Origin of the sequence: Allokutzneria multivorans (genome assembly GCF_039537405.1) — a bacterium.
Taxonomy (GTDB): Bacteria; Actinomycetota; Actinomycetes; order Mycobacteriales; family Pseudonocardiaceae; genus Allokutzneria; species Allokutzneria multivorans.
Genome location: NZ_BAABAL010000017.1, coordinates 367,765 through 376,392, shown reverse-complemented (window position 1 = coordinate 376,392; position 8,628 = coordinate 367,765). Strand labels below are relative to the sequence as shown.

Here is an 8,628-nt window from a genome sequence, read left to right as displayed (position 1 = left end):
GGGAGGCTGGCGATGCGGGCGTTGACGCGGTCGATGTCGGCCTGGGCCGCCGCGCGCCGCGCGCGGATCTTCTCCACCACTTCGGCCGGGGCCTTGTCGGTGAACTTGGGGTTGTTGAGCTTGGCGTCGGTGCCCGCGAACTCCTTCTCCGCGACGGCGAGGTCCTTGGCCAGGCGCTTGCGCTCGGCCGCGACGTCGATCGCCCCGGAGAGGTCGAGCTCCACGGTGACCGGGCCGGAGTGCAGGCCCAGCTCGAAGGAGGCCGACGCGGCGAAGGACTCGTCGGGCTCGGTCAGCCGCACCAGCGAGCGCAGCGCCTTCTCCAGCCCGCCCAGCCCGGCCGCGTCGATGCCGACAAGGCGCGCGGAGACCTTCTGGCTCGGCTTGAGGCCCTGGTCGGAGCGGAAGCGGCGGATCTCGGTGACGAGCTTCTGCACGGAGGCGACGCGCTCGGCGGAGGTGGTGTCCTTCAGCCGACCGGACGGCGTGGGCCACGGGGCGATGACGAGGGACTCGTTGCCGGTGAGGGTGGTCCACAGCTGCTCGGAGATGAACGGCGCGACCGGGTGCAGCAGCCGCAGCACGGTGTCGAGCACGTGGCCGAGCACCGCGCGGGTCTGCTCGACCTGCCCCGGGTCGGCCAGCTGGACCTTGGCCAGCTCGACGTACCAGTCGCAGAACTCGTCCCAGACGAAGTGGTAGAGCGCCTCGGTGGACTTCGCGAACTGGAAGTCCTCCAGGTAGGCGTTCATCTCCGCGGTCAGCTCGTCGAGGCGGCCGAGGATCCACCGGTCCGCGTCGGTCAGCTCGGCGATCGTCGGCGGGTTGGAGACGACCTTGGCGCCGTTGATCATCGCGAACCGCGTGGCGTTCCACAGCTTCGTGCAGAAGTTGCGGGCGCCGCCGACCCACTCCTCGCTCATCGGCACGTCGGTGCCGGGGTTGGCGCCGCGGACCATGGCGAAGCGCACGGCGTCGGTGCCGTAGCGGTCCATCCACTCGATGGGGTCGACGCCGTTGCCCAGGGTCTTGGACATCTTGCGCCCCTGGCCGTCGCGGACCATGCCGTGCAACGCGATGGTGTGGAACGGGGGGACGCCGTCCATGGCGTACAGGCCGAACATCATCATCCGGACGACCCAGAAGAAGATGATGTCGTAGCCGGTGACCAGAACGCTGGTGGGGTAGTACTTGGCCAGGTCCTCGGTCTTGTCCGGCCAGCCCATGGTGGAGAACGGCCACAGCCCCGAGGAGAACCAGGTGTCGAGGACGTCCTCGTCCTGGCGCCAGCCCGGACCCGTCGGCGGCTGCTCATCGGGGCCGACGCAGACCATCTCGCCGTTCGGCCCGTGCCACACGGGAATGCGGTGGCCCCACCACAGCTGCCGCGAGATGCACCAGTCGTGCAGGTTGTCGGTCCAGTCCAGGTACCGCTTGGTCATGTCGGCCGGGTGGACGTTGACCTTGCCGTCGCGCACGGCGTCGCCCGCGGCCTTGGCCAGCGGTCCGACGTTGACGAACCACTGCATGGACAGGCGCGGCTCGATCGGCTCCTTGCCGCGCTCGCTGTGCCCGACGCTGTGCAGGTACGGCCGCTTCTCCGCGACGATGCGGCCCTCTTCGCGCAGCGCCTCGCGGATGGCCACCCGCGCCTCGAAGCGGTCCATGCCGTCGAAGCGGGTGCCGGAGTTCGCGATCCGGCCCTGCTCGTCCATGATCGTCGGCATCGGCAGGCCGTGCCGCTTGCCCAGCTCGAAGTCGTTCGGGTCGTGCGCCGGGGTGATCTTGACGGCGCCGGAGCCGAACTCGGGGTCGACGTAGTCGTCAGCGACGACCGGGATCTGCCTGCCGGTCAGCGGCTGGGTGATCAAGGTGCCGACGAGGTGCTTGTAGCGCTCGTCGTCGGGGTGCACCGCGACGGCGGTGTCACCGAGCATCGTCTCCACGCGCGTGGTCGCGACGACGATCGAGGCGTCCCCGTCGCCGTAGCGCATCGAGACCAGCTCGCCCTCGACCTCCTTGTGGTCGACCTCGGCGTCGGAGAGCACCGACCGCGCGGCCGGCGACCAGTTGACCAGTCGCTCTGCGCGGTAGATCAGGCCGTCGTCGTAGAGCCGCTTGAACATCGTCTGGACCGCACGGCTGCGCGCCTCGTCCATGGTGAACGCCTCGCGCGTCCAGTCCACGCTCTCGCCGAGGCGCCGCATCTGGTCGAGGATCTTGCCGCCGTACTCGTTCTTCCACTGCCAGGTGCGCTCGATGAACGCCTCGCGGCCGAGCTCGCGCCGTGAGGTGCCCTCGATGACGAGCTGCTTCTCCACCAGCGTGTGGACGGCGATGCTCGCGTGGTCCATCCCGGGCAGGTACAGCGCGTCGTAGCCCTGCATGCGACGCCAGCGGACGAGGGTGTCGATCAGCGAGTGGTCCAGCGCGTGCCCGATGTGCAGGCTGCCGGTGACGTTGGGCGGCGGGATCACGACGGAGAACGGCGGGCGCTCGCTGTCCGGGCGCGCGGTGAAGTAGCCCCGATCCACCCACCGCTGGTACAGCTCGCCCTCTACCCGCGCGTGGTCCCACTGCGCGGGGAGTTCGGTGCTGGCCTGGTGCGGAAGGGTCTCGGTCACACCTGGAGAGTTTACGGAGCGCCGAGAAACGGTTTCATCCGACATCTCCCGCGCCGGCCGCGCACGCTGTTAGCGTTCCGCCGCTACTCACTCGGCAGGGGGACCGTCCATGAGCGATCGCAAGCGGGGCAACTTGATCGTCTCCGCGCTGGCCGTCATCGGCATCGTCGGAGTCGGCGTGCTGATGTACCAGGACGGCCGGTTCGACGGTCTGCTCGGCCGCGACGGGACCTCGACCGAGGCGCCCGCCCCGGTCAACGCCTTCCTCGGCACCAGGATGGCGAACTGGCCGGAGGGCGCCGCGGGCTTCGTGGCTCCGCCACCGGCCCAGGTCGGCAAGTACGGCCCGGACAAGGTCTCCGCGTTCACCGACAAGGTCCGCGCGATGCTCGTCGCGGCCCGGCTCAACCCGGAGGTGCTGACGGGCAAGACGGTGCAGCCGGTGCTCGACCTCTTCGCCCCCGAGTCGCACAAGGACATCAAGGGCACGCAGGCGGAGCTGGGCTGGGCGCGCACGCTGATCTCGCCGAAGTTCCGCCTCGCCACCGACCCGCCCAGGGTCACCGGGTCGATGACCGTGTCGGTCGGGGATCGCGGAGCCCTGGTGGCGAAGACCAACTTCATCGTGGCCTACGCCTTCCACCACGACGACCCGCGCCGCCTGGCCGACCCGACCGACCGCATCGCGACCGAGCGGTGGGAGGCGGAGTACCTGCTCTACGAGGACGCCACCGACGGGAAGCTGTGGCCGGGCGCCACCAACGGTTTCACCTTCATGATGGACTGCGCCGCCGCGAAGGAGGGCCTGCTCGCGCCCACCTTCGGCAAGGGCAGGCTCACCCCCACCACCGGCCCCTCCGCGAAGCACGACGAGTCCTACTACCTCGACCCCACCAACCCCATCACCGACGAGTCCTGCACCTGACCGGGTTCAGGCGCGCCACATGCCGTGGAGGGTGGGGCCGCCGTCGGGCAGGGGGATGTCGCTGATCAGCGTGAAGCCGAAGCGCTCGTAGTACGGCACGTTCGACTCGATGCACTCCAGGTACGCGGGTAAGCCGTCGCGGTCGCACTCCGCCAGCCTGGCGCGCAGCAGCGTCCCGCCGACGCCCGTCCCCTGCGCACGGGGCTCGGTCCCGAGCACGGCCAGGTACCAGTGCGGTTCACGGGGATGCGCGGCCTTGACCGCCGCTTCGAGCCGGGCTCCGCGCCGGCTGATCCGGAAGAACTGCCCGGGACCCGCGCTGGCGAGCATGGCCGCCCCGGCGAGGAGCTGGCGCCACAGCGCGACCTTCTCCCGGCCCGGTGGCACCCACAGCGCCACGCCCGCCGTCGCGCCGTCGGCGCCCGCGACCTGGCAGCCGCCCCGGTGCAGGTAGGAGTACTTGATCAGCGCGGCCATCATCCTCGGGTAGACCCGCCTGCGCTGCTCCGGGTCGGCGAACACCCACCCCATCACCGGATCGGCGTCGAACGCCCTGACCAGGACCTCCGCCATCGTCGACGCCTCGGCCCGCACCGCTTCCCGAACCCGCACAGCCCACCTCCGCGTATGTCGTACACAGTTCAGTGTACAGCGCACACAGTTCTACGATGAGCCCCGATGACCGAGTACAGCAGCGGCGATCCGCACCGCACCCTGGAGCTGCTCTGGGGCGAGCCGACGCGGCCGAGCCGAGGTCCCAGGCCCGCGCTGACGCTGGCCGCCGTCGCGCGCGCCGCGATCGAGATCGCCGACGCCGACGGGCTCGGCGCGCTGTCCATGCGCGCGGTCGCCGAACGGCTCGGCTTCACCACGATGTCGATCTACCGCTACGTGCCGGGCAAGGCCGAGCTGCTGGACGTCATGGTGGACACGGTCAACGCCGAGTCCCCGGTGCTGGAGCACGTCGAAGGCGGATGGCGGGCGAAGATGGAGGTCTGCGCGCGCGAGGAGTGGGCGCTGTTCCACCGCCACCCCTGGGTGCTGCACCTCGCGTGGCACCGACCGGTCCTCGGCCCCAACAGCGTCACCAGCTACGAGTCCGCGCTCGCGGCGCTGAGCGGGATCGGCTTGTCGGACAAGGAGATGGTGGCCGTGTTCAACACCCTCTACGGTTACGTGCGCGGAGCCGCGAGGACGTCGGTGGATGCCAGGCTGGCCGAACGGCACACCGGCCTTTCGGAGGACGAGTGGTGGTCCAGCCGCGAACAGTTCTGGCAACACTTGGCCGATCCCGAGCGCTTCCCCACGATGAACCGCCTCCGGAGCTCGGGCGCCTTCGACGTGGTGGAGATGGACTTCGAGTTCGGCCTCGCGCGCGTGCTGGACGGTCTGGAAGCACTAATCAGCAAGCGTTCCCTTGGTGCCGAGCCGAAGGACGACGCAAGATGAAGGTATGAGCCGCAAGCCCCCGGAGCACGACGTCGACGAGTCCGAGCTGGTCGTCAGCAAGCCGAAGGCGTGGGCGGCGGGCCTCCCCGGCGTCGCCGTCTCGCTCAAGCGCAGCGTCGAGCAGATGGGCGTCGGCCGCACGGTGCGCTCGCTGAAGGTGCTCAACCAGCACGACGGCGTCGACTGCCCCGGGTGCGCCTGGCCGGAGGCGCGGGGCCACCGCAAGCTCGCGGAGTTCTGCGAGAACGGCGCGAAGGCGATCGCCGAGGAGGCGACGCGGCGACGCGTGGACCGCGAGTTCTTCGCCAGGCACGGCATCGCCGAGCTGGCCGAGAAGTCCGACTACTGGCTGGGCCAGCAGGGCCGGATCACCGAGCCGATGGTGTTGCGGCGCGGGGAAACCCACTACTCGCCGATCTCCTGGCACGGGGCGTTCGGGCTGATCGCGGAGCAGCTCAACGGCCTCGCGAGCCCCGACGAGGCGATCTTCTACACCTCCGGGCGCACCAGCAACGAGGCCGCGTTCCTCTACCAGCTGTTCTGCCGCAGCTACGGCACGAACAACCTGCCCGACTGCTCGAACATGTGCCACGAGTCCTCCGGTGCGGCGCTCAAGGAGACCATCGGCATCGGCAAGGGCTCGGTCTCGCTGGAGGACGTGGAGTCGGCCGACCTGCTCATCGTCGTTGGCCAGAACCCCGGAACCAACCACCCGCGCATGCTCTCCTCGCTGGAGGTCGCGAAGAAGCGCGGCGCGCGCATCGTCGCGGTGAACCCCTTGCCGGAAGCCGGTTTGCTGCGCTTCAAGAATCCGCAGAACGTCAGCGGCCTCGTGGGCAGGGGAACTGCGCTCTCCGACGAGTTCTGCCAGATCAAGCTCGGCGGCGACCTCGCGTTCTTCCAGGCGCTGGGCCACCTCGTGCTCGCGGCGGAGGAGGCCGCGCCCGGCACCGTGCTGGACCACGCGTTCATCGACGCGCACACCCACGACTTTGCGGCATACGCCAAACAGGTCCGGGAACTCGACTGGGACGCCGTGGACGCCGCGACCGGTGTGCCGCGCGAGCAGATCGCCAAGGTCTCGCGGATGCTGATCGACTCCGAACGGACGATCATCTGCTGGGCCATGGGGCTCACCCAGCACAAGCACTCCGTTCCGACGATCCGCGAGATCGTGAACGTGTTGTTGCTGCGCGGAATGATCGGCAAGCCGGGCGCGGGCGTGTGCCCGGTGCGCGGCCACTCCAACGTGCAGGGCGACCGCACGATGGGCATCTGGGAGAAGATGCCGGAGGAGTTCATGTCCGCGCTGGAGAAGGAGTTCTCCATCTCCGTGCCGCGCAAGCACGGCTACGACACCGTGGACTCGTTGCGCGCGATGCGCGACGGCCGCGCTTCGGTCTTCTTCGCGATGGGCGGCAACTTCGTCTCCGCGACGCCGGACACCAAGCTCACCGAGCGCGCGCTGTCCTCGTGCGCGCTGACCGTCAACGTCTCGACGAAGCTCAACCGCTCGCACGTCGTGCCCGGCGAGGTTTCCCTCGTCCTGCCGACACTCGGGCGCACCGAGCGCGATGTGCAGCAGAGCGGCGAGCAGTTCGTCAGCGTCGAGGACTCGATGTCGGTCGTGCACAGCTCCCGTGGCCGCAACGCTCCGGCCAGCGAGCACCTGATCTCCGAGGTCGCGATCGTCGCGCGCCTGGCACGCGCGGTCCTCGGCTCGGCACACCCGATCCCGTGGGAGGACTTCGAGTCCGACTACGACCGCGTCCGCGACCGCATCGAGCGCGTGATCCCCGGCTTCGCCAACTACAACGAGCGCGTGCGCGACAAGGACGGCTTCGTCCTGCCGCACCCGCCGCGCGACAGCCGCGAATTCCGCACCACCACAGGAAAAGCGAACTTCACCGCGAACACCTTCGAGGCGCCGCACATCCCGGAAGGCCGTCTGCTGCTGCAAACCCTGCGCAGCCACGACCAGTTCAACACGACGATCTACGGCTTGGACGACCGCTATCGGGGCGTGAAGGACGCGCGGCGCGTGGTCTTCGTCAACCCCAACGACCTTGTCGATCTGGGCATCGCCGACGGCGCACTGGTCGACCTGGTCAGCGAGTGGGCGGGCGACGAGGACCGCACGGCGGAGCGCTTCCGGGTCGTGTCCTACCCCACGGCGCGGGGCTGCGCGGCGGCCTACTTCCCGGAGGCGAACGCGTTGGTGCCGCTGGACTCCACGGCGGAGATCTCCAACACCCCGACGTCGAAGTCCATCGTGATCCGGCTGGTTCCCAGGAACTAGGGCGCGGCGACGGGCTCGTGGTGGCGCGGGTGCACCGGCCGCACGAGCTCGTTCGCGACGAAAGCGATCACCAGCAGGACGATCACGATGGAGAACGACGCCGTGTACAGCTCCGGCCCCGACCTGCCCGCGGCCTTCTGCGCGTCGGCGACGGCGTTGATGATCAGCGGACCGAGCACTCCGGCCAGCGACCACGCCGTGAGCAGCCGTCCGTGGATCGCGCCGACCTGGTAGCTCCCGAAGAGGTCCTTGAGGTAGGCCGGGATCGTGGCGAACCCACCGCCGTAGAAGGACAGGACCGCCATCGCGCAGACGGTGAACAGCAGCTGGGAAGTGTTGCCCAGCAAGGCAATTGCCAGGTAGAAGAGCGCTCCGACGCCGAGGTACACGCGGTAGACGTTCTTGCGGCCGATGATGTCCGAAGTGGACGACCACACGAACCGGCCGAGCATGTTCGCCAGTGACAGCAACGCGACGAAGCCCGCCGCCGCGCCGGCGCTCACCGGCGCGGAGCTGCCCGCGAAGAAGTCGCGGATCATCGGCGCGGCCTTCTCCAGGATGCCGATGCCCGCGGTCACGTTGAAGCACAGGACGATCCACAGGCACCAGAACTGCGGGGTGCGGATCGCGTTGCGCGCCGACACGTTCACCACGGCGACGGGCTCCGCCGAAGCGACCGAGCCCGGCGGGCGCCAGTCGTCAGCGGGCACGCGCACCAGCAGCACGCCGATCGTCATGAACACCGCGTAGACCAGGCCGTGCACCAGGAACGTGGCGGCGATGCCCGAGGTGTCCTTGCCGAAGCCCTCCAGCATCGCGGCCGACCACGGTGAGGCGATCAGCGCTCCGCCACCGAAGCCCATGATCGCGATGCCGGTGGCCATGCCCGGCCGGTCGGGGAACCACTTGATCAGCGTGGACACCGGTGAGATGTAGCCGATGCCGAGCCCGACCCCGCCGATCACGCCGTAGCCCAGCACCACCAACCAGTACTGCGAGACGGCCACCCCGAGCGCTGACACCAGGAAGCCGGAGCAGAAGCACGCGGCGGAGACGAACATCGCCCAGCGTGGTCCGTTGCGCTCAACCGTCGTTCCGCCGAACGCCGCCGACAGGCCGAGCATCACGATGCCGATCTGGAACGGCAGCGCGCTCTGGGTTCCGCTGAGCCTGAGCGCGCCCTCCAGCGGCGGCTTGAACACGCTCCACGCGTACACCTGGCCGATCGCGAGGTGCACGGACAATGCGGCCGGTGGCACCAACCACCGGCTCCATCCGGGCGGTGCGACGATGCGGGCACGACTCAGAAACTCCACAGAGCGCCTCCCGTC

At 69.4% G+C, this 8,628-nt stretch carries 6 protein-coding genes; 3 read left to right on the top strand and 3 right to left on the bottom strand.

The genetic code is table 11. The features are described 5' to 3' along the window. Positions 1-2,624, bottom strand: a 2,624-nt coding sequence (locus ABD798_RS22695) for a valine--tRNA ligase (RefSeq protein ID WP_344878012.1), incomplete at its 3' end; no start/stop codon positions are given. Positions 2,625-2,733: 109 nt separating this feature from the next. Between ABD798_RS22695 and ABD798_RS22690 the strand changes: the two genes are divergently transcribed. Next, complete coding sequence (locus ABD798_RS22690) at positions 2,734-3,549, top strand: hypothetical protein (RefSeq protein WP_344878010.1); 816 nt, start codon at positions 2,734-2,736, stop codon at positions 3,547-3,549. A 6-nt stretch (positions 3,550-3,555) separates the two neighbouring features. Here ABD798_RS22690 and ABD798_RS22685 read toward each other — a convergent pair whose 3' ends face one another. Beyond that, the gene (locus ABD798_RS22685; RefSeq protein WP_344878008.1) at positions 3,556-4,161 is read right to left on the bottom strand and encodes a GNAT family N-acetyltransferase; all 606 of its coding nucleotides are present in this window, start codon (positions 4,159-4,161) and stop codon (positions 3,556-3,558) included. 66 nt (positions 4,162-4,227) lie between these two features. On the opposite strand from ABD798_RS22685, the gene ABD798_RS22680 reads away from it, so the two are divergent. Further along, entirely contained in the window at positions 4,228-4,998 is a 771-nt protein-coding gene (locus tag ABD798_RS22680) for a TetR/AcrR family transcriptional regulator (protein ID WP_344878006.1), read from the top strand. A gap of 4 nt (positions 4,999-5,002) precedes the next feature. Then, a complete protein-coding gene (locus tag ABD798_RS22675) occupies positions 5,003-7,297 on the top strand; it encodes an FdhF/YdeP family oxidoreductase (RefSeq protein WP_344878004.1) in 2,295 nt (764 codons plus the stop codon). Here the strand turns inward: ABD798_RS22675 and ABD798_RS22670 are convergent. Further along, entirely contained in the window at positions 7,294-8,613 is a 1,320-nt protein-coding gene (locus ABD798_RS22670) for an OFA family MFS transporter (RefSeq protein WP_425549254.1), read from the bottom strand. The genes ABD798_RS22675 and ABD798_RS22670 overlap by 4 nt on opposite strands. Positions 8,614-8,628: the final 15 nt, after the last annotated feature.

Coding starts and splice junctions, on each gene's coding strand:
- ABD798_RS22690 (WP_344878010.1), top strand. CDS start 2,734: ATGAGCGATCGCAAGCGGGGCAACTTGATCGTCTCCGCGCTGGCCGTC.
- ABD798_RS22680 (WP_344878006.1), top strand. CDS start 4,228: ATGACCGAGTACAGCAGCGGCGATCCGCACCGCACCCTGGAGCTGCTC.
- ABD798_RS22675 (WP_344878004.1), top strand. CDS start 5,003: ATGAGCCGCAAGCCCCCGGAGCACGACGTCGACGAGTCCGAGCTGGTC.